Origin of the sequence: Mesorhizobium sp. AA22 (assembly GCF_001672375.2) — a bacterium.
Classification (GTDB): Bacteria; Pseudomonadota; Alphaproteobacteria; order Rhizobiales; family Rhizobiaceae; genus Mesorhizobium; species Mesorhizobium wenxiniae.
The window spans coordinates 4,424,231-4,446,202 of sequence record NZ_CP048406.1 but is presented as its reverse complement, the minus strand read 5'-3'; the positions used below and the strand labels follow the sequence as shown (position 1 = coordinate 4,446,202).

At 60.4% G+C, this 21,972-nt stretch carries 15 protein-coding genes and 1 tRNA gene; 10 read left to right on the top strand and 6 right to left on the bottom strand.

The window, feature by feature from the left end:
* Positions 1 to 36: 36 nt before the first annotated feature.
* Entirely contained in the window at positions 37 to 471 is a 435-nt protein-coding gene (locus A9K68_RS21495; RefSeq protein WP_065008008.1) for a hypothetical protein, read from the bottom strand.
* A 489-nt stretch (positions 472 to 960) separates the two neighbouring features.
* On the opposite strand from A9K68_RS21495, the gene metH reads away from it, so the two are divergent.
* The 3 genes from metH to A9K68_RS21480 all read left to right on the top strand — a co-directional run bounded on the left by metH (position 961) and on the right by A9K68_RS21480 (position 8,813).
* Positions 961 to 4,770 (top strand): methionine synthase, encoded by a 3,810-nt coding sequence (metH, locus tag A9K68_RS21490; RefSeq protein WP_065008274.1) that lies wholly within the window; start codon positions 961 to 963, stop codon positions 4,768 to 4,770.
* A 242-nt stretch (positions 4,771 to 5,012) separates the two neighbouring features.
* Complete coding sequence (locus A9K68_RS21485; RefSeq protein ID WP_065008009.1) at positions 5,013 to 5,879, top strand: class I SAM-dependent methyltransferase; 867 nt, start codon at positions 5,013 to 5,015, stop codon at positions 5,877 to 5,879.
* Between the two features lie 354 nt (positions 5,880 to 6,233).
* Positions 6,234 to 8,813 carry an EAL domain-containing protein gene (locus A9K68_RS21480; RefSeq protein ID WP_065008010.1) on the top strand — a complete coding sequence of 860 codons (2,580 nt, stop codon included), beginning with the start codon at positions 6,234 to 6,236 and terminating at the stop codon, positions 8,811 to 8,813.
* A 112-nt stretch (positions 8,814 to 8,925) separates the two neighbouring features.
* Here the strand turns inward: A9K68_RS21480 and A9K68_RS21475 are convergent, their stop codons facing one another.
* Complete coding sequence (locus A9K68_RS21475; protein WP_065008011.1) at positions 8,926 to 9,393, bottom strand: hypothetical protein; 468 nt, start codon at positions 9,391 to 9,393, stop codon at positions 8,926 to 8,928.
* A 177-nt stretch (positions 9,394 to 9,570) separates the two neighbouring features.
* Positions 9,571 to 9,810, bottom strand: a complete 240-nt coding sequence (locus tag A9K68_RS21470; protein WP_156768301.1) for a hypothetical protein — start codon at positions 9,808 to 9,810, stop codon at positions 9,571 to 9,573.
* 430 nt (positions 9,811 to 10,240) lie between these two features.
* On the opposite strand from A9K68_RS21470, the gene A9K68_RS21465 reads away from it, so the two are divergent.
* From A9K68_RS21465 to A9K68_RS21455, 3 genes are all read left to right on the top strand, one after another.
* Entirely contained in the window at positions 10,241 to 10,966 is a 726-nt protein-coding gene (locus tag A9K68_RS21465) for a LuxR family transcriptional regulator (RefSeq protein WP_065008013.1), read from the top strand.
* A gap of 81 nt (positions 10,967 to 11,047) precedes the next feature.
* Positions 11,048 to 11,704, top strand: coding sequence for an acyl-homoserine-lactone synthase (locus A9K68_RS21460; RefSeq protein WP_065008014.1), 657 nt, complete (start codon positions 11,048 to 11,050; stop codon positions 11,702 to 11,704).
* A gap of 760 nt (positions 11,705 to 12,464) precedes the next feature.
* The gene (locus A9K68_RS21455; protein WP_156768302.1) at positions 12,465 to 13,781 is read left to right on the top strand and encodes a hypothetical protein; all 1,317 of its coding nucleotides are present in this window, start codon (positions 12,465 to 12,467) and stop codon (positions 13,779 to 13,781) included.
* A gap of 708 nt (positions 13,782 to 14,489) precedes the next feature.
* Here the strand turns inward: A9K68_RS21455 and A9K68_RS21450 are convergent.
* A tRNA-Gln gene (locus A9K68_RS21450) sits at positions 14,490 to 14,563 on the bottom strand.
* 190 nt (positions 14,564 to 14,753) lie between these two features.
* A complete protein-coding gene (locus A9K68_RS21445; RefSeq protein ID WP_065008016.1) occupies positions 14,754 to 15,686 on the bottom strand; it encodes a lysylphosphatidylglycerol synthase domain-containing protein in 933 nt (310 codons plus the stop codon).
* Positions 15,687 to 15,976: 290 nt separating this feature from the next.
* Between A9K68_RS21445 and A9K68_RS21440 the strand changes: the two genes are divergently transcribed.
* Entirely contained in the window at positions 15,977 to 17,356 is a 1,380-nt protein-coding gene (locus A9K68_RS21440) for a Ppx/GppA phosphatase family protein (RefSeq protein ID WP_065008017.1), read from the top strand.
* Positions 17,353 to 18,048 carry an RlmE family RNA methyltransferase gene (locus A9K68_RS21435; RefSeq protein WP_065008018.1) on the top strand — a complete coding sequence of 232 codons (696 nt, stop codon included), beginning with the start codon at positions 17,353 to 17,355 and terminating at the stop codon, positions 18,046 to 18,048. The genes A9K68_RS21440 and A9K68_RS21435 overlap by 4 nt, the downstream gene beginning before the upstream one ends.
* Positions 18,049 to 18,140: 92 nt before the next feature.
* On the opposite strand, the gene A9K68_RS21430 is transcribed toward A9K68_RS21435, so the two are convergent.
* Positions 18,141 to 19,562 carry an MFS transporter gene (locus A9K68_RS21430; protein WP_065008019.1) on the bottom strand — a complete coding sequence of 474 codons (1,422 nt, stop codon included), beginning with the start codon at positions 19,560 to 19,562 and terminating at the stop codon, positions 18,141 to 18,143.
* Positions 19,563 to 19,906: 344 nt separating this feature from the next.
* Between A9K68_RS21430 and A9K68_RS21425 the strand changes: the two genes are divergently transcribed.
* Together A9K68_RS21425 and guaB are read left to right on the top strand one after the other, a co-directional pair.
* A complete protein-coding gene (locus A9K68_RS21425; protein ID WP_065008020.1) occupies positions 19,907 to 20,182 on the top strand; it encodes a hypothetical protein in 276 nt (91 codons plus the stop codon).
* Between the two features lie 285 nt (positions 20,183 to 20,467).
* Positions 20,468 to 21,970: an IMP dehydrogenase gene (guaB, locus tag A9K68_RS21420; protein WP_065008021.1), complete on the top strand. Its 1,503-nt coding sequence runs from the start codon at positions 20,468 to 20,470 to the stop codon at positions 21,968 to 21,970.
* Positions 21,971 to 21,972: the final 2 nt, after the last annotated feature.

Here is a 21,972-nt window from a genome sequence, read left to right as displayed (position 1 = left end):
TCTCTGTTCATGGCAGGTCTCGGCTTTTCGGCGGCGTTAACGGCAGAGGGAAATGCACTGCCGAACGGCACGCCCCAGGTCCTCTGGCGTTCCCGTGGAAAATAGAACTGTATCCAGCGGTGTCGCTCCTATTCCTTTGGTGACTCTGGCGTAAGGCGTGAGTTCGAACTTGTCGCCGTATTCTACCACGGACATTTGCAGGCATTTTTTGAAAAACGGCTTGTATGACTTGAAGCCATAGCGGGAAATCGAATTGTCCAGCAGAAGCGTGTCTACGATCTCGTCGGGTACATCGTTGGAGTAACTTTCGACGGCGTAGAGTGTTGATGCGCCAACTTCCCTGTCGGAAACCGAACGAAGCTCGCCAATAAAAATGACAGGACCGACGAACATCTCCCACCCTGCGCGGGTGGTTACCATGGGGATTGCGAAAACTCTTTCTTCCAAAATGTTCAGGAAGCACTGTCTCATTTTACAAGTCCGCACTCGACGACGTCAGCCAAGAGATAGAGCTACCGCTGACTTGTCCGCCTTACGGTTGCCCAGCAGCAGCTTTCGCTCGAGATGGGCTCGCAGCTCCCCGTAATACGCCGTCAGGAACGGGCGGGCATCATGCGCCTGCGGCGTTGAGCCGATCTTGCGTCCGATCCTCGGTCGCCACGGCGGTCAGCTATGTCGAGTTGCGGCAGGTTAGGGAAGGCACCAGCGTCGACGAACTGGCGGAGATCTTCTCCTGACGGGAGAGGTCGCTCCCGCCTACCACATGAAGGAAGCAACTTCCGCGTCGGAGATCTTACCTGCCGTCCCGTCGGCGATCGCCTGAAAGACGCGCAGGCGGCCTCGTAGCATCAGCGGGCAGCATTCCCCGCGGCAGGGGTGACAGCAACAAGCGAATAGCGTATAGTGACATAAAGATGTCTTTATGTCGCTTAAGCGCGACTGTCGCCTTGAGGATTGAAAGTGTCGCAAAACCCTTCATCGCTCGACGAGCTGTTCGGTCCTGTCTCGGCAAAGCCCGACGGGTCGGAAGTCCTTGCGGCGCTGACGGCGGCGGCGCGCGAGCGCATCCTCATCCTCGACGGCGCCATGGGCACGCAGATCCAGGGCCTGGGCTTCGACGAGAACCACTTCCGTGGCGATAAATTTGCGGATTGCGCCTGCCATCAGCAGGGCAACAACGACCTGCTGATCCTGACGCAGCCCAAGGCGATCGAGGAGATTCATTATCAATACGCCATCGCCGGGGCGGATATCCTTGAAACCAACACCTTCTCCTCGACCGCCATCGCCCAGGCGGATTACGGCATGGAGGATGCGGTCTACGCGCTGAACCGCGACGGTGCGCGGCTGGTGCGTAGGGCAGCGGTGAGGGCTGAGCAGGAGGACGGCAGGCGTCGTTTCGTCGCCGGTGCGCTGGGGCCAACCAACCGCACCGCCTCGATGTCGCCGGATGTCAACAATCCCGGCTACCGGGCCGTGACATTCGACGAATTGCGCCTTGCCTATGGCGAGCAGCTGCGCGGTCTGATCGACGGCGGCGCCGACATCATCCTGATCGAGACCATTTTTGATACGCTGAATGCCAAGGCGGCGATCTTCGCAGCAGAAGAGATCTTCATCGAGAAGGATATGCATCTGCCGGTCATGATCTCCGGCACGATCACCGACCTCTCCGGCCGCACGCTGTCCGGCCAGACGCCGACGGCTTTCTGGCATTCAGTCCGTCACGCCAACCCGTTCACAATAGGCCTCAATTGCGCGCTGGGCGCCAAGGCCATGCGCGCGCATCTGGACGAAATTTCCGGTGTCGCCGACACCTTCGTTTGCGCCTATCCGAATGCCGGCCTGCCCAATGAATTCGGCCGTTATGACGAGAGCCCGGAATTCATGGCGGCGCAGATCGAGGAGTTCGCGCGCGACGGATTGGTCAATGTCGTCGGCGGCTGCTGCGGCTCGACGCCGGACCACATCCGCGCCATCGCACAGGCGGTAAAGGAATATCCGCCGCGCGCTGTTCCCGACATCGAGCCGAAGATGCGCCTTTCGGGGCTCGAGCCGTTCACGTTGACCAAGGAGATTCCATTCGTGAATGTCGGCGAGCGCACCAATGTCACGGGCTCGGCCAGGTTCAGGAAGCTGATCACGGCGGGCGATTATGCCGCCGCGCTCGAAGTCGCCCGCGACCAGGTCGCCAATGGCGCGCAGATCATCGACATCAACATGGACGAAGGCCTGATCGATTCGAAAAAGGCGATGGTCGAATATCTCAACCTCATCGCCGCCGAGCCGGATATCGCCCGCGTTCCCGTGATGATCGACAGCTCCAAATGGGAGATCATCGAAGCCGGCCTGAAATGCGTGCAAGGCAAGCCGCTGGTGAACTCCATTTCCATGAAGGAAGGCGAAGCGGCCTTTCTGCATCATGCGAAGCTCGTCCGCGCGTATGGCGCGGCGGTGGTTGTCATGGCCTTCGACGAAGACGGTCAGGCCGACACACAGGCGCGCAAGGTCGAAATCTGCACCCGCGCCTATAAGCTGCTGACCGAGCAGGCCGGATTCTCGCCCGAGGATATCGTTTTCGACCCGAACATCTTTGCAATCGCCACCGGCATCGACGAGCACAACAATTACGGCGTCGACTTCATCGAAGCAGCACGGCAGATCACCGCGACGCTTCCCCATGTCCACATATCGGGTGGCGTGTCGAACCTCTCCTTCTCGTTTCGCGGCAACGAGCCGGTGCGCGAGGCCATGCATGCCGTGTTCCTTTATCATGCCATCCAGGCCGGCATGGACATGGGCATCGTCAACGCCGGGCAGCTTGCCGTTTACGAGTCCATCGATCCGGAACTGCGCGAAGCCTGCGAGGACGTCGTCAACAACCGTCAGCCGAAGGGCGGCGGCACAGCGACCGAACGCATGCTGGAACTCGCCGAACGCTTCAAGGGCACAGCGGGCAAGGAGGCGCAGGAACGCGATCTCGCCTGGCGCGACTGGCCTGTCGACCAGCGCATTTCGCACGCACTGGTCAATGGCATCACCGAATTCATCGACGCGGACACGGACGAAGCGCGACTTGCCGCCGAGCGCCCGCTGCATGTCATCGAAGGTCCTTTGATGGCAGGAATGAATGTCGTCGGCGATCTGTTTGGTGCCGGCAAGATGTTCCTGCCGCAAGTGGTGAAGTCCGCCCGCGTCATGAAGCAGGCCGTTGCCGGCTTGCTTCCGCACATGGAGGCGGAGAAGCTGGCGAACGCCGCCAATGGCGTCGACACCGGCGAGCGCCAGACCGCCGGAAAGATCCTGATGGCGACGGTGAAGGGCGATGTCCACGATATCGGCAAGAACATCGTCGGCGTGGTTCTTGCCTGCAACAATTACGAGATCATCGACCTCGGCGTCATGGTGCCGGCGGCGAAGATCCTGCAGACGGCGCGCGAGCAGCAGGTCGACATCATCGGCCTATCCGGCCTGATCACGCCTTCGCTCGACGAAATGGCGCATATGGCCGCCGAGATGGAGCGCGAAGGTTTTGACATTCCGCTGTTGATCGGCGGCGCGACGACCAGCCGCGTGCATACGGCGGTAAAGATTCATCCGCGCTATATCAGGGGCCAGACGGTCTACGTCACCGATGCCAGCCGCGCGGTCGGCGTGGTGTCGGCACTGCTGTCGAACGAGACCAAGGGCGGCTATGTCGACAACGTTCGTGCCGAATACAAGAAGGTTGCCGATGCGCACGCGCGCAGCGAAGCCGACAAGCAGCGCTTGCCGCTCGTCAAGGCGCGTGCCAACGCCCACAGGATCGACTGGTCGGCCTACGCGCCGCCGAAGCCGTCCTTCCTCGGCGTGAAAGTCTTCGAGGGCTGGGATCTGGCCGAGCTCGCGCGCTATATCGACTGGACGCCGTTCTTCCAGACCTGGGAGCTGAAGGGCCGTTACCCGAAAATCCTCGACGACGAGGCTCAAGGGCCGGCGGCACGCCAGCTCTTCGAGGACGCCCAGGCGATGCTGGCGAAGATCATCGCGGAAAAATGGTTCGCGCCGAAGGGCGTCATCGGCTTCTGGCCGGCCAACGCTGTCGGCGACGACATCAGGCTGTTCACCGACGACACGCGATCGCAGGAACTGGCGACCTTCTTCACGCTGCGCCAGCAGCTGACCAAGCGCGACGGCAAGGCGAATGTCGCACTCTCGGATTTCGTCGCGCCTTTTGACAGCGGCAAGGCCGACTATCTCGGCGGCTTCATCGTCACCGCCGGCATCGAGGAAGCGGCAATCGCCGAGCGCTTCGAGCGGGCGAACGACGACTACTCGTCGATCATGGTCAAGGCGCTGGCCGACCGTTTCGCCGAAGCTTTCGCCGAGCGCCTGCACGAACGCGTGCGCAAGGAATTCTGGGCCTATGCCCCGCATGAGGATCTGGCGCCGGACGAGCTGATCGGCGAACCCTATCGCGGCATCCGCCCAGCGCCCGGCTATCCGGCGCAGCCCGATCACACCGAGAAAGCGACGCTGTTTCGCCTGCTCGACGGCGAGCGCAATGCCGGCGTCAGCCTGACCGAAAGTTTTGCGATGTGGCCGGGCTCCTCAGTGTCCGGCATCTACCTGTCGCATCCCGAAAGCTATTATTTCGGCGTGGCCAAGGTCGAACGCGACCAGGTCGAGGATTATGCGCGCCGCAAGCGCATGCCGCTCCGCGAGGTCGAGCGCTGGCTCGGCCCGATCCTGAACTATGTGCCGGCGCAGGGGCTGGACGCCGCCGCGTGAAATCGCGCCGCGAGGCTGATAGGGCGAGAAGCCGGCACCTCCATCACAGCAGCCTTGTCCTGATTGCGCGCTCGTTCTGCACCGACAGGTGATGGGCACCTCCACCTTGGCCAGGGTGATGAGCCTGGCCTGCAGCGGTGGTGCACCGGCCCGCCTCGGATTGACGCGCGATCCTTTAGCTGCAAAGTATATTAACGTTCTGTTTACCAAATATTAGTCTCGGCAGGGACTGGGGGGGCAATTTGGAACCGTTTTTGGGTGCGAACCGCCTTAATTGGGATGATCGGGCCGAACTGCATTCGACCGACACAACGGGCAGCTACCACATAGAAAATGTGCTGGCAGGCGGATCCAATCTCTATGAGTTGGAAACGCGCGAGGTCGGTGACATTGTCGGCAAAGATATCGTCCATCTGCAATGTCATATCGGGCTCGACACAATCAGCTTGAAGAATCTGGGCGCGGGCAGCGTGACCGGCCTCGACTTTTCACCGACAGCGATCGCAGCGGCGCGGGATTTCGCTGCAAAGGCAGGGACTAATGTGCGCTTCGTGGAGGCGCCACTGTTCGAGGCAGTCGAGGCGCTCGGCCGAACCTTTGACATCGCTTACGTTACCTGGGGATCGGTAAACTGGCTGGACGACGTGTTCCGCTGGGCGCGAGTGGTTGCCGATCTCCTGCGCCCCGGCGGCCGGCTCTATCTGGCTGAGGGCCACCCGTTGATGTTCCAGTGTGACCGCAAGGCTGCGGCGCTGGAGTTCAAGCATGACTGGCGAACGCCAATAGCTCGACCCCTCGCATGGAACGAGGAACTCACCTATACCGGGGACGACCGCATCTTGAAGCATCCTCGCTACTACGAGTGGATTCATCCGGTCAGTGACGTGGTGAACGCGCTGATTTCAGCTGGGCTGACGCTTGATTTTCTCAATGAGCATGACACGGTTTCGTGGCAGCACTTTTCATTTGCCGTGAGGGCCGGCAAGGATATGTACGGCTTGCCAGAGAACTCTCCCAAGATCCCGATGGCCTATTCCATTGGCGCGACGAAGCGTAGCGTCGGCAAGATCCCATATCTTGTTACCCCCAAGACGATTGAGGGCCACTAATCCTGCTCTTATTCCAGATTTTGCATTGTCATCTCGTCGATCTGATGCCGGAAAGGTGAGCACGGTTATCCCTCCACGAGGGCAACCCATGCACCTTCAGCGACTGCAAGCAATTCTAAGGTGTCAAGCGAGCCGCAGGTCTGTTCCAACCACTCCGGCGGCACCAGGCGGTCGGAAAGTGCAAAAATTTTAGAACCCGTGAAGGTCAAAATTAAATATTGATAGCTAATATTCCTTGGTCGGGTTGCCCGAGAACCTGAATAGCAGCTGAGGAATCGCCTATTGGCTCTTTTCCGCGCTAGGCTCGGCGGTATTAAGAAGGCTGTTTTTTCGTCGGCAAATATCCCGGCGGCAATGGCGGTGATAGTTATTGCCGTCGGCGCAGCGTTCGCGGACCACCAGAACAAAGTCGTCTCGGATCAAGCCGCCCGTGCGGATGTCCTGGCCAAGGTCAATCTTATCCGCGCCAAGCTTGAAGGTAACATCAACGGAAACCTTCAACTGGTGCAGGGCCTGGTCGCGGCGGTCGTGACTGAGCCCTATATGGGACAGCAACGCTTCGCCTCGCTCGCGAGCAACCTGTTTGGCGGGGGCTCGCAATTGAAAAATATTGCCGGCGCGCCCGATCTGGTCATTTCCCTGATGTACCCGATGGAGGGCAACGAGAAGGCGATAGGCCTCGATTACCGCAAGGACGAGCGCCAGCGTGTGGCCGCGCTAAGGGCGCGAGACGAGCGCGAGCTAATTCTTGCCGGTCCCGTCGACTTGAGGCAGGGAGGGCAAGGCTTCGTCGGTCGTATTCCGGTTTTTGTACGGAGTGCGGGCAACACCGAAAGGTTCTGGGGCATCATTTCGGCCGTTGTCGACGTTCAGCGCCTTTATAAGGCGAGCGGCCTGCTTGACGATGATCTCGGGATTGACATAGCGCTGATCGGTAAGGACGCTCTCGGTCCAAGTGGAGATCAATTCTTCGGCAATGAGGGCGTCGCCAAAAGCAATCCGGTGACAGCCGACGTTCTGCTCCCGTCCGGTTCGTGGCGGATCGCAGCCATTCCCAAAAACGGCTGGCCTTCGACGCCCGACAACGCCTGGTTCTTGCGCGCAATCATGGCGGTGGCCGGGGCGTTGGTTGTGATCCCATTCCTGGTTGCGGGTCGCCTGATTGGCGAGAGACAGCGCAACTATGCGGAACTGAGTCGATTGTCGAGACGCCTGGAACTCGCCCTGGAAGCGTCAGCTATTGGCGTTTGGGAACACGATCTCGCGACCAACGAACTTACGTGGGATGACCGCGTGAATGAAATATACGGCAAACCGACTGGGGAGCACCGCGGCTACCTGGACTGGGCGGGAGCAATCCACCCGGACGATTTGGCTGGCGCCCACGCCGATTTCGACAGCGCGATGGCCGTCGGCGGGCCATATTTGTCGGAGTACCGGATCATTCGGCCGGATGGCGAGATTCGCCATGTCCGATCCAAAGCGATAATTCACCGGGTCGCAAACGACACCCCAAAAATGATTGGCGCCGAATGGGATGTGACAGCCGATGTCCTGCTGAACAAGGACCTGGTTCGCGCAAAACAGCTTTCCGAGTCGAAAAATGCAGAACTCGAGTCGGCCAAGGCGCGCATAGAGCACATTGCGCTCCACGATTCGCTGACCGGTTTGCCCAACCGGCGTTACCTCGACCAAGTGCTGGAAGATTACGCAGCAAACGCCAGGCGCGCCGGCGGGTATGCGGCACTGCTTCACATAGATCTGGATCGGTTCAAGCACATCAACGATACGCTTGGCCACGCCGCAGGCGACGCAATGCTTGTTCACGCGTCAACTGTCCTCCGATCCAAGGTCGATGGTGAGGGATTCGTCGCTCGGATCGGAGGAGACGAATTCATCGTCCTGTGCGTGGTGCATGACGATGTCGAGCAACTGGCGCGGCTCGCTGACCGGGTCATCAGCCAGATGCGCGAACCCGTCTACTACCAAGGCCATCGATGCCGTTTTGGCGTGAGCGTGGGAATTGCAGTCGACAACGGAAAAGATGTCGAAGCCAAACACCTGCTGGTCAACGCTGACATCGCGCTTTACCGAGCAAAGGGGCGTGGGCGCAATCGATACGAATTCTTCACCGAGGCGATGCAAAGCGAAATCGTCGACACAAAACGGATGGCCGACGAAATTCTCGGCGGCCTTGAGCGCAACGAGTTCATTCCCTTCTACCAGCCGCAATTTGACGCAAAAACGCTCGAAATTGTTGGGGTTGAGGCGCTGGCGCGATGGAGACATCCGGAGAAGGGTATTTTGGCGCCCGATGTATTCCTAAGGATTGCGGAAGAACTGAATGTCGTCTCGATCATCGATCGAACCATATTAGAGCAATCGCTTTTGGATTTCGAAGAGTGGTCTGCTGCGAATCTTCACATTCCGCGGGTGTCAGTCAACGTTTCGGCGCGCCGCCTTCAAGATGAGGAACTCATAAAGAGTCTTAGGCAGCTGAATATCAAGAAAGGAACGATTTCATTCGAGCTCGTTGAGTCAATCTTCCTTGACGAAAATGATGATTTTGTTACCTGGAATCTTGAGCAGATAAAAGAGCTCGGCATTGACGTAGAAATAGACGATTTTGGTACGGGCTATGCCTCAATAGTCAGCTTGCTCAAGCTGCAGCCTCGCCGGCTGAAGATAGATCGCCAGCTGGTCGTCCCAATTGTCAAATCGCCGCAACGAAGGCAGGTCGTCTCGTCGATCATTGAAATCGGCAAATCCCTGGGTATTGAGGTCGTAGCGGAGGGTGTCGAGACGATGGAGCACGCACAGACACTCAAGAGCTTGGGCTGCGACATACTGCAGGGTTATGCCTTCGGGCAGGCGTTGGATTCCGACGGACTAAAGGCCTTTGTTCGATCTCGGCGTCTGCGCACGGCGAGTTAACTGTTGACGTCCGCCTCAAGGCCTCCGGCAGGGAAGCCGCTCTGCACGCACACGACGAGCTTGTACGGCAGCGGTGTATGACTGGCTTGGTGCGTGTATTTGTCTTTCGGCCTCAGTCTCGGCGATGGATTCGCATCTCGATGATGTTGCTCTCGACCAGCGACTGCACTCCCGCGCTTCCAATGCCTGAAGCGTAATCGGCGAATGCCCAGATGCCCACGTTGAAGGTGTATTCGCCGGGGTCGATTCGCCCTCCCATGCCACTGGGGAAGACGCTCGTGAAGCCAGTCCGAACGCTCTCATTCTCTGAGAGGCCGCTCACGCGTCTGCGCCACCACGGAAAGGCGCCCGCCATCAAGACCTGGCCACCGTTCATAAAAGTCGTCTCCAGGCCACCCTCCGAGGTGGCGCTCGCACCAATGCTGCGTGCGCCAATGGTGAAAGAATGGCGCGATGAGCGCGGCGCGAACAACTCGACCGCGATCGGACGATCGGTCCGCACGATGCAGCCGACGCCGATGTGTGCGTGGACAAAACGGCTGGCGCCGCCCGCGACTCCGCCGCCGGCCCGCGCATCCACGCCGAGGCGTCCCCGTTGGTCGCCGTTCTGGCTGAACGGAGGTGCCCCTCCGTTGTGATGCCATCTCCAGGCGAAGTCGTAAGGAGAAGCCGCTGCTCGACGCTGCTGTCGGTCGGCGACGCAGGGATCACGTGATCGCGCCCTCCGCCAGGCGGGCCCTGCAGGCGCAGGCTGTCCTTAGCCTTGAATGGCCGCATGCCGACCCCTTCGAGCGCCCCTGCAACTCCGGGGTCCGCTCGGCTTCGCAAGGCGCGCCGTGATCGCGTCATGCAGCTTGTCCTCCTCGACCGCTCGCTCGCGCGCGGCGTCGGCCTCCGCACGCGTGCGCTCTGCCGCCGACGCGATCGACTGCTCGACTATTTCGCGCTGACCCGGCGCCAGGCTCGCACTGAAGTAGATTTCGATGCCGTCAGGCATGGCGATATCCCCCGTCCGAACGCTTGAGCTTAAGACCAAGATTTTGGTGCCGGCGAAGCGGTCGTCAAGCAGAAAATTAGTGATCTCTAATGATTGTCTGTGAGCAGTTGGGGGCGCCACCTTGCGCTTCCCCGCTGCAGGTCGGGCCTAATCCGATCGCGCCCGCTCTCCGCCAGAGGCGCGGGCCTTTCTCATTCGTTCGGCCGATGTGCCTGCCTATGGCGAAGATAGCATCGAGAGTCCGTTTGCTGATCTCAGCGGCGGCTTTGAAGAATTACTGCTGCGCGCAGCGTTGCACCGGAGATGGGTCGCCGACGGGTGCCGAGATTGAAGCGATCCACTCTCTTCTCACGTAAGTGTAGCGATGGTATATTTGAAGGTTCTAATTTGAGGTATGCTAATATTTCGGGGAGGAGACGGGGCCTCTGGCATGATCGATTCAGACGTGTTCGACTTTGTCGAACGCTGCAGGAAGCACACAGCTACCGGGGCGCTGCTGAGCGACCTGCTCGAAACCGTGAGGAATCTCGGCTTCGAGCACCTCATCCTTAGCGGCGTGCCGCTCGGTGGGCAGAAGCTTGCGCCGATGGTTGAACTGAATGGCTGGCCGGCCGGCTGGTTCGAACGCTATGTCGAAGCCGAGCATGCCGCGGTCGATGGTGTTTGCATCTACTCGGCAAAGACCTTGAAGCCGTTCCTTTGGTCCGAAGTCCCGGCAAAGTGGTCAGATACAGAAGGCTCACGGCGCGTCGCCGGCGAGGCGACGGAGTTCGGCATCTGGAGCGGCTTTGCCGTCCCGATGCTCAGCGTCCACCATTGGCAGTCCGTGCTGTCGTTTGCGTCGTCTGCAAAATCCTGCATCCTGTCGCCGCGACATCAAGTACAACTGGTCACCATGGCGGTCTATGCCGGCATGTCGATCCAGGCCCTGTCGAATGACGAGGATGGCGAAGACGAAGGTCCGCTGACCGATCGGGAAAAGGAAGTGCTCTTGTGGGCAGCTGCCGGCAAGACCTCATCCGAAACCTCACAAATTCTCGGACTGACCGAGCGCACCGTCAAATGGCACTCGATGCAAGCTCGCGAGGCTTTTGGCGTTGCTACAACCACGCAAGCCGTCATTGAAGCAGTACGCAGGCGCCTGATTCATCCCTGAACGCGTCAACTGTCCGATCGGACAGGTGATCTATATTAGGAAGACTGCAACTATCCCTCCGAGAACGATCGGGGGCGCGCTATGATTACTGCCCATGTTGTCAATGCGTACAACAAGCATCTCTACGAGAACGAATTCGACGAATTCCTGCGCCGGCGGCACGATTTTTTCGTGCATCAAAAACACTGGCGCCCTCCGAGCCCGGACGGTCGCGAGCTAGACCAGTTCGATACGGACGCGGCGACTTACCTGCTCGGTATTGAAGAAGGTCGCGTCGTGACCTCGGCTCGATTGATCCCAACGAGCGAGCCGCACATGGTCTCGGAGGTCTTTTCTCATATGTGCGAAAAATCAGGCGTCCCCAGACGTCCCGATTGGGCCGAATGGACCCGCACTTTCGTCGTTCCCGACAAACGCTCGACGGGGTTGCGAGGCACGCTGACGCAGCTCTGCTGCGCGGTAATGGAATACGCCCTCGACGAAGGCCTCAGCGCCGTCGGCGGCGTCCAGGAAACCTACTTCATGCCCCACCACGGTGCCCTCAAATGGCGCGCCGAGCCGATGGGCATGGCGAGGGAAGAAAACGGCGAGTGGTACATCGTCGCGTATATCGAGGTGAATGAGGCGGCGCTGGCGAGTGTGCGGAAGATACTTGGGATTGAACGGAGTTTGCTTGTTCGGCGTGGAACGCAGTCGCCATTTATCAAGAGCTTCCCAGAAATTCTTGAGGCTGTTTGACGAACTCGCTCCTGGCGCAAGTGATGCTGCCGTATGGCGAATGATTTAACTCTTGGAGGGTAAGATGAAAGCGTTCATGTGTGTTTTAGGTTGTGCCCTAGCACTGTTGACAACCGCGGCGGCTGCTCAAGGGAATTGTGGGCTCAAGGATCAGACAGATCCCGAAATAAAGGCATCCCTTCTTTCAAACTCGCTTGCCACCGATTCGGACGGCACTTGTGTGTTCTTGCTCCCTGATCCAGCAAAGGGAAGTCAGAAATATACGAAGGTACCGGTGGACAATGTATCGTATAAAGACTGTGTTACAAGAGCGGAAGAAGCGGTGGCAGTAAAATGGTATCCACCGTCAAAAATGAGTTTTAAAGCCATTTCAGACGCTATACCAAATACGTGTCCTTCCGAATGTAGTGGCTTCCCCGCTACCTGCCCTGGCGTTTGCTATTGTGTCGGAACAACGCGTTGCGAATAGCACAAGTTATCAATCCTGAAGATCGTCTATGCGATGGCGGTCCGATAAGCGAGTACGCTAGGGGCGCAAGGTAACGTCCCCGTGGCTCCGTTTTTTTAAAGCGTCTCCTGCAAAGGCAAGGGCCAGAATCAAAGATGAATATGGGACACTTGCCTGCTGCACGTCTTACGGGAACGGGTTGCTACGTCCGACTCCACCGCCTGCCCCGGAGCAAGTTCCTGCGCGCGCCAGAGCAAGCCCTTTTTGTTTGGCGGGTAGTGGCAATAGCTTCGGGGAGGTCAGGAGGTATCCATGAGACGTGTCCTGTTTGCCATTGCATCGGTATTGTTTGCCTGTGCGTCGGCTAAAGCTGAGTCTTGTCAAAGATTTGTCGGAAGCACAATGAAGGGACACAGGGAGGTCCCTGCCAACTGGCGCACCGATTACCCAGCTGTGTATCCCGACCCAAATGACAAGCAGGCATGGGAGCGTTTTAACTTCGTCGCCCAGCCCGTGGAATATATGGACGCGGTTTTAAAAGGTGCCCGAGATTCCTTCGGCCTCAAGGATCGGCGGTTGGTAGGCACTGGGCAAGAACCCTGGTGGGTTTCGGAGTGGCTCGACTACGGAACATCGGGCCGAGAACCTCGCATGGGTCTCACGAAAGAGCGCGGCCCGAACCCTGGTGATCTTTCTCAAACAAGTGCCGGTGGATATCAGGTTTGGGCCGTGGGGTTTTATAACCGTCCGGGGGCTGCCATTTTGGGGGACATCTTTGCCGAACCGTGCAATCCCTCACTGCCTGTAGCGTTGAAGTTTCCGGCAGACACTGCCTCGGTGAAATTTCTGTTCACTGACGCCTCAACGAACGATGTTGCCTATCTCAAGGGCGCTCCGGAGTTTGACGCAATTATCGATGCTGCGGGCTCAGGTAGCGATTCTCGTCCTGTCGTACAGCGATCGCTTCGAACTTTGCATCTGCTGCAGGTTGACATCGCAGTGAAAGACCCCAGAGCAACGGACACTGGCTGGGTATTTGGTACTTTCGCATGGGTTGGCCCTCCCAAGGGTGACAACCTGTTTGACAACTTGGTGCCGGTCTCGTTGCAGTGGGGTAATGACCCTGGTGTGTATAACACGTCCCTGCGTGAAACCTGGGTCAACTTAGATCTTCGTAACATTACCTTTGGATGGGCAAGCCGCCCTACTATGGGTTTCATGGGTCGCGCGAATGGGCCCGCGGACAATGTCCGCTCCTCTTGCCTGTCCTGTCATGCAGCCGCTCGGACGCCGCGATCTTCTCTTGGCATCCTTGGCAGTGGTTTCAACATGGCGGAGATTTGGGATTCAACGAAGGTGAAGATTCACGTCGATACGTGGTTCCAGAACATAAAGGGGGGGCATCTCTTTCAACCTGCCGAGCCGGCGGCGTCCGCGCTGGACTACTCCCTTCAACTCGAGGCTGCGATGTTTCGCATGTGTCGCGCATGTGAGGCAGGAGATCTCTCGGGACCTACTCCAACCGTCTGCCGATCTAGCGGCTCCTACAAACGCCCAATGTGTCATGCTCCGATGAGTGACAGCGCTGGAAAGGAAATTCTAGAGCTTTCTCCGCCCCCTAGGCAATAGACCAGTAGTGATGTGATGGTAAGTTTTTGGAGAAGTACTGTGGATAGGGGATACGATAGCAATGCATTTTGCTGAGAGTGAATCGAGCGGAAACTGGTTCACCAACCATGATCAGTTTCAAGACGTTACTAACCTGAGAATACAGGTAACGACTTCAGGGGGTCCTGTCCCTATCCAATTGGTGGCTGCAGGAGCTGGAGAACCCACCGGATATATAGGTTGTAATAATCAAGGGGCGCCCGCTTCCTTTGGCTTTTTCCGGTTTGCTCGCGATGGTACCGCACTTCCATCCATGGCAATCGGAACCTCTCTCAACACGGCGGGAAATCGGGAGACACTCATGCTGCCCTGTTCTGCCTTGTCGACGTTAGATACGCCTCCTGTAGGGGTTCAGGTCTACACGATGCAAGCACGAGCAGCTCACGCGTCTATCAGTGGCGGGCCGCACAGCACCTCGGTCAGCGAGGCGAAGCTTGTAGCTATCGCATTTTGATCATAGTGCGGGTTGAACTCCTGGCGAGGCATGTTTTCGAAGCCTCGTCGGGCCGCCTCCGCAGGAAAAAAATTCTGAATCTAGTCCTGTCGAACAGCCAATCGAGTCAAGACGGGGTCGGTGCTGCCTACAGGCAACGTTTTGCTTTACTTGCGGAAACGACGGACGCTGTGCCGATTGAAAGCAGCGATGCCTTATCCGCAGAGCATCCAGTTTGGCTGGGGAACCTGGATTCGAACCAGGACTAACGGAGTCAGAGTCCGTGGGTCTACCGTTAACCTATTCCCCAGCAAGCACGATCGTGAATGTCACGGATAAACGTGAAAATCGCGCGGTTCTAGCGGCTCAAGCCGCTTGAGCGCTGCCTTGTAGCTGCCAGCGGAAAATAGTCAAGCCTGCAGAGCAGTTCAATCGCCACGTTTCGTCAGCCCGTTTCCGGCGCCACGTCGGACATCGGCGCTCGGGCGCGATCCGGCATCTCAATTCTCACTCCGCCCAAGCTGCGAGTGCTCAAAATACAGCACGACGCCGAGCGCTATCACTAGCGGGATGATCAGGTAGAACAGCCGGAACACCAGCAGCGCTGCCAGCACGCCGACCGGGTCCATATGCGAAAGCCCGGCGAGGAAGACGACCTCGAACACGCCGAGCCCGCCCGGCGCATGCGAGATCTGGGCGACCGAGAACGACACCAGGAAGACGCCGAGCACGACGAAATAGCCGGGATTACCAGCCGCGGGCAGGGCGAAGAAGATGATCGCCGCCGCCGCCAGAAGCTCGATCGGGCCGATCAGCAATTGCCGCGCGACGATCGGCAGCGCCGGATAATGGATCTGAAAGCTGCCGATCTTCAGCGGCCTGAGATGCAGCCAGCTGCCGAAGACATAGGCCGCCACCAGCAGCAGCATGGCGACGCCCGCGGCCATGGTCAGGCGATGATGCGGTGCGCCGGAGAACCGGTCGATGATTTCAGGCTCGAAGACCAGCACGAGGCCGGAGACGAGGATCGTCGACAGCACGAAGGTGATCCAGCAGATCGCCACCAGCACGCCGACATCCTTTCCGGTGAGGCCCCTGGTTCCGTACGCGCGGTAGCGGATCACCGCGCCTGAAAATACCGAGCCGCCGATGTTGTGCGACAGCGCGTAGGTAGTGAATGAGCAGAAGGTGACGAAGAGCCAAGAGACCTTCTTGCCGATATGCAGGAGCGCGATGTGGTCGTAGCCGGCCAGCGATGCATAAGCGATGACCGAGCTCAGCGCGGCGAGCATCCAGCCGCGGGCAGGGATGGCGACGATGCCGTCCCAGACATCGTCGAGCGAGATGCCGCGCAGTTCGTGCAGTAGCAGCCACAGCGAGAATACGACCGCCGCAATGCCGACGACCGGCCAGAAATAGCGCCTCCAGTTCATGGCGTGACGATCATGCGTTGCAGCCCCGTTGCCCTCTTTCGGTTCGCGTCAAGGAAACTGGCCGCGATTCCGGATGTTCCATTCCGCCATTTCAGAAATGCCTTATCGAAGCCGGCTATTCAACCGGCAACGCGCGGCTCTTCCTGCTGCCGCTTCATGCCGCTGGCAAAATTCGGCCCCTGCGCTCTTGGTGATCCGGCCCGGCGCTGCTAGTCTGGCGGCAACTTAGAACACATGAAAGCGCCTGCTGCGTCCGATCTCCGGTTCGCGCGGCGCCGGAAGGAACTGAAGTGGAAGACCACGACACCGGCGCTGGCGCGCCGGAAGTGGGCGTGTCGAGGGCTTCGCCGCCGCCTTCAGGCCAGGCAAGCCCATCCGCCGGTCGGCAGAATGGCCACCCGGTGCAGCCTTGGTCCGGTCACGGACAGGCAGGCGACGCGTCCCAGCATCAGAATGGCCAAAATCAGAAGGCCAAGACCAGGAAGCGGCGCAAACGTCGGCGCGGCCGCAAGGTTTTCGTGCGCGATGACGCACACCTCGCGGCGGCCGGGCTGTCGGCGGCCGCCGACAGCGCTCCAGCCAGCCCTCCTCCCGAGGCGATCGTCGCGCCTTTGCCCTCAGCTGCGCCAAGCGGGCCGGAGCAGGATGTTCGCCGCTCGCCGGCGCAGGAACTGCCGGTGTTTGCCGCACTCGACCTCGGCACCAACAATTGCCGGCTGCTGGTGGCTGTGCCGACGCGCCACGGCCAGTTCCGCGTCATCGACGCTTTCTCGCGTATCGTCAGGCTGGGCGAGGGCCTCACCGCCAATGGCCGGCTCGGGCAGCCTGCGATGGACCGTGCGGTCGAGGCGCTGAAGATCTGCGGCGACAAATTGCGCAGCCGCAAGATCAGGAAGGCCCGGCTGATCGCCACCGAAGCCTGCCGTACTGCCGCGAACGGCGCCGAGTTCCTCGACCGCGTCGAGCGCGAGGCGGGCCTGAAGCTCGAGATCATCGACCGCCAGACCGAGGCGCGGCTGGCGGTGTCGGGCTGCGGCTCGCTGGTCGACCGCGACACGCAAGGCGTCGTCCTGTTCGACATCGGCGGCGGCTCCTCGGAAATCGCGCTGATCGACCTCACCGGCCACCGCTCGCCGAGGCTCGCCAACCATATCGTCTCCTGGACGTCGCTGCCGGTCGGCGTGGTTTCGCTGGCCGAGCGCTTCGGCGGCCGCACCGTCACCCGCGAGGGTTTCGCCGCCATGGTCGAAGATGTGGCTGTGCGCCTGCATGCCTTCGATGGGCGCGACCGGCTCAGCCATGTGCTCGCCAGCCCGAAATTTCATTTGCTCGGCACCTCGGGCACGGTGACGACGCTGGCCGGCGTCCACCTTGACCTGGAACGCTACGACCGCCGCCGGGTCGACGGGCTGTGGATGGACCGCGACAGCGTCGACCGGATGGTCGAGAAGCTGGTCGGCTGGGATTTCCAGCAGCGCGTCGCCAACCCTTGTATCGGCGCCGATCGCGCCGATCTGGTGCTGGCCGGCTGCGCCATCCTGGAAGCGATCCGCGCGGTGTGGCCGTCGGAGCGGCTGCGTGTCGCCGACCGCGGCCTGCGCGAGGGCATATTGAGCGAATTGATGGCCGACGACGGCGTCTGGCGCAGCAATGGGCGTGATAGGCGATGACCAAGAAGCCGGAAAAACCAGGCTCAGCCGGCATTCGCGTGCTGAAGACGCGGATCAAGAAGAAGAGCGGCCTGAAGGAGTCGTCGCGCCGCTGGCTGCAGCGCCACATCAACGATCCCTATGTCCAGCGCTCCAAGGCCGACGGCTACCGCTCGCGCGCGGCCTACAAGCTGATCGAGATCGACGACAAGCACCATCTGCTCAAGCCCGGCATGAAGGTCATCGACCTTGGTGCAGCACCCGGCGGCTGGTGCCAGGTCGCCGCCGCGCGGACCAAATCGACGGCCGAACACCCGCATGTCGTCGGCATCGACTATCTGGAGATGGACGCGGTGCCCGGCGCGCCGGTGCTGTTGATGGATTTTCTCGACCCGCAGGCCCCGGAAAAGCTCGCCGAAACGCTCGGTGGCCAACCGGACATCGTTTTGTCCGACATGGCGGCGCCGACGACCGGCCACCGCCGGACCGATCACATCCGCACGATGTATCTGTGCGAGGTGGCGGCTGATTTCGCCCTTTCGGTGTTGAAGCCGGGCGGCCATTTCCTCGCCAAGACGTTTCAGGGCGGCGCCGAGAACGAATTGCTCGCCAGGCTCAAGCAGAATTTCCGCTCGGTCCATCACGTCAAGCCGCCGGCCTCACGGGATGAGTCGGTAGAGCTTTATCTGCTGGCGAAGGATTTTAAGGGGTGAGAAGCGGTCCGCGTTAGCGGACGAAAAGCCAATTGCTTGGCTTTTCGAGCTTCGAACGCCCTGAGCCTGCGAAGGGCCGGGTGGTGAAGGGCTCACTGCCCCGCCGGTGGACCCGACTCCAGCGTCTTGGGCGCCGTCAGCCCGCCATATCCTGACACGGCGTTGCCGGCGTCCGGCGCCAGCCGCATGAATGACAGCGATGCGGCCGCCGACACTGCCGCGACGATGAAGAACGCGATGTGGAAGTCGCTCAGCGTCAGCGGCCCGCCATGGATTGTCGTCGACACTTCCAGGATGCCGCCGGCCAGCGCCACGCCGAGCGCGATCGACAGTTGCTGGAACACCGCGGCGATCGGCGTTGCCTTGCTGGTGTCGGCGGTCGAAATCTCGGCATAGGCAAGCGCGTTGATGCCGGTGAAAAACATCGAGCGGATGAAGCCGCCGACGAGCAGGGCGGCGAGGATCAGCACATAGGGCGTGTCGGGCGTGAACAAGCCGTTGATGGCGATCGACGCCGCCGCTATCAGCGAGCCGAAGATCAGCACCCGGCGGAAGCCGGCGACCCTGAAGATCAGCGCCGTGACGAATTTCATGCCGATCGCGCCGATCGCCGCCACGAAGGTGATCATTCCCGACTGGAACGGCGTCAGCCCGAAACCGATCTGGAACATCAGCGGCAAAAGGAAAGGCACGGCGCCAATGCCGATGCGGAACAGCCCGCCGCCGAGAACCGAGGAGCGGAACACCTGGTTGCGGAACAGCTCGAGCGCCAATAGCGGATTCTTGGTGCGGCGCGCATGCAGGAGATAAAGCACAGCTGACGCCAGCCCGACAGCCACGGTGAGAAAGCCGGCGATCGGCGGCAAAGCGGGCAGGCTGACCACCGACAGGCCGAACACGATGCCCGATGCCGCCAGCCCGCTCAGCAGGAACCCGATGAAGTCGAGGGGCGGCGTCTGCGCCGATTCGGTCTCCGGCAGGAAACGCGTAGCGAGCCAGATGCCGATCAGCCCGATCGGCACATTGATCAGGAAAATCCAGTGCCAGGTGAAATAGGTGGTGATGAAACCGCCGACCGGCGGACCGACGAGCGGCCCGACCAGGGCCGGGATGCTTAGCCAGGACATGGCGGCGACAAGCTCGCTTTTCGGCGTGGCGCGCACCAGCACAAGCCGTCCCACCGGAGTCATCATGGCGCCGCCAATGCCTTGCAGGAAGCGCGACATCACGAAAGCCGGCAGCGAATTGGACACGGCGCAAGCGACCGAACCGACGATGAACACGGCGATCGCCGCCCGAAACACGTTCTTGGCGCCGAAACAATCGGCCATCCAGCCGCTGATCGGAATGAAGACCGCCAGCGACACCAGATAGGCGGTCAGCGCCAGCTTCAGCGCGACCGGGCTGGTCTGGAGGTCGGTGGCGATCGCCGGCAGCGACGTTGCGATAACGGTCGAATCCATGTTTTCCATGAACAGAGCGACCGCCAGGATAAGCGGAATGGTGCGGTTCATGGAACGCGTCCGGATTTGAATGTTGCGTCGTCGATTGCTTTGCCGGTCCAGGGGAGGGGCAGGCCGACAGGCAGGGCGGGTTACCACGGGTTGGGTCGGATGTCGCCTTAATTTGCCGTCACATTTGTGCGACCCTGGCAGCCGTGCCAGTCCGAAGCCTTGCGAAGAATGGCGCTTAAAATAAAAGACCCGCCTCGGCGGTGGGTCGGTTGGCGCAAATCAGCACCATGCACAAATCAATAGCATAACTGCCATAGCATAACTGCCAACGGATCACGAGCGCGGAAGCGCCGGGAACCGGAACCGGTTTATCCGGGTTAAACCCCTTTGAAGTGAGATGCGTCATGAAGATGCTAGGCACCATGCTTGCCGCGTGGGTTGCAATCGTCGGAGGCAACAGCGTGGCTGCTGCCGATCCGTGGAAGGACGAGAGCGGCCATGGAAAATGGCAGGACCGCTACCGATACGAAGATAATTATGAGCGGAAGCGGGAACGCTACAGCTACAAAGAGGAATATTGGCGCGGCAACTGCACGATCGAGCGCAAGTGGGAAGGTGACGAATACAAGGAAGAGATCAAGTGCAAGCGGGGCAAGCGGCGCGTTTACGATTACTATTAGGCCATCCATCGCCTGCCGGAGCTCAAATTTCAACCCGACCCACTACCCGAGCGACTACCCGAGCGCGTATTCTCCCGCTGCGCTCGCAGAGCAGCGGCGAATGCCGGTCACCAATCCGTCACCGCGAAGGCACCAAGCTGAGTTCGCAGCCCTGCCGTGCACAAGCAATCGGCTTTTCATCGGCGACGGGACGTGTTACGAGCCAGCGCCAATCCTGAAAGGGAAGAAGACGAGTCGGCGCTGTCCATCCGGTCCAGCGCTTTTCATGCATTCCGAGGGCTGGCCATGGCAAAGATTATCGAAACGTCCACGGGCGCATTGGCGCTGACCTTTGACGATGTGCTGCTGCAGCCGGGTCATTCCGAGGTCATGCCGGGCGAGACCGACATCCGCACCCGCATTGCCGGCGACATCGACCTCAACGTGCCGATCCTGTCCGCCGCCATGGATACCGTGACCGAGGCGCGTCTTGCCATCGCCATGGCCCAGGCTGGCGGTATTGGCGTCATCCACCGCAATTTCTCGCCGGCCGAACAGGCCGAGCAGGTGCGGCAGGTCAAGAAATTCGAATCCGGCATGGTGGTCAACCCCGTTACCATCGGCCCCGACGCGACGCTCGCCGACGCCTTGGGGCTGATGCGCACCTACAGCATCTCGGGCATTCCGGTGGTCGAGAATGGCGGCGCCGGCGGGCATAAGGTCGGACGGCTGGTCGGCATCCTGACCAACCGCGACGTGCGCTTCGCTTCCGATCCGGCCCAGAAAGTCTACGAGCTGATGACCCGTGAGAACCTGATCACGGTCAAGGAAAATGTCGATCAGGACGAGGCCAAGCGGCTCCTGCACCAGCACCGCATCGAAAAGTTGGTCGTGGTCGATAGCGACGGCAATTGCGTCGGGCTGATCACCGTCAAGGATATCGAGAAGTCGCAGCTCAACCCGCACGCCACCAAGGACGTGCAGGGACGCTTGCGCGCGGCGGCCGCCACCAGCGTCGGCGATGACGGGTTCGAGCGCGCCGAGCGCCTCATCGATGCCGGCGTCGACCTTCTGGTGATCGACACCGCCCATGGTCATTCGCAACGTGTTCTGGATGCCGTGACGCGGGCTAAAAAGCTGTCCAATTCGGTCCGCATCCTGGCCGGCAACGTCGCCACGTCAGAAGGCACGCTGGCGCTGATCGATGCCGGCGCCGATGCCGTCAAGGTCGGCATCGGGCCCGGCTCCATCTGCACCACCCGCATCGTCGCCGGCGTCGGCGTGCCGCAGCTTTCGGCAATCATGTCGGCGGTCGAGACAGCGCAGAAATCGGGCGTCTCGGTCATTGCCGATGGCGGCATCAAATATTCCGGCGATCTCGCCAAGGCGCTCGCCGCCGGCGCCAGTGCCGCCATGATCGGCTCGCTGCTGGCCGGCACCGACGAGAGCCCGGGCGAAGTCTATCTGCACCAGGGACGCTCGTTCAAAGCCTATCGCGGCATGGGCTCGGTCGGCGCCATGGCCCGCGGCTCCGCCGACCGTTACTTCCAGGCCGAGGTGCGCGACACGCTGAAACTGGTCCCGGAAGGCATCGAAGGGCAGGTGCCTTACAAAGGACCTGTGTCCGGCGTGCTGCACCAGCTTGCCGGCGGCCTGAAAGCCGCTATGGGTTATGTCGGCGGGCGCGATCTTGCCGATTTCCGCGACCGCGCCACCTTTGTACGCATATCCAACGCCGGACTTCGTGAAAGCCACGCCCATGACGTCACGATCACCCGCGAAAGCCCGAATTACCCCGGCGGAGCCTAACC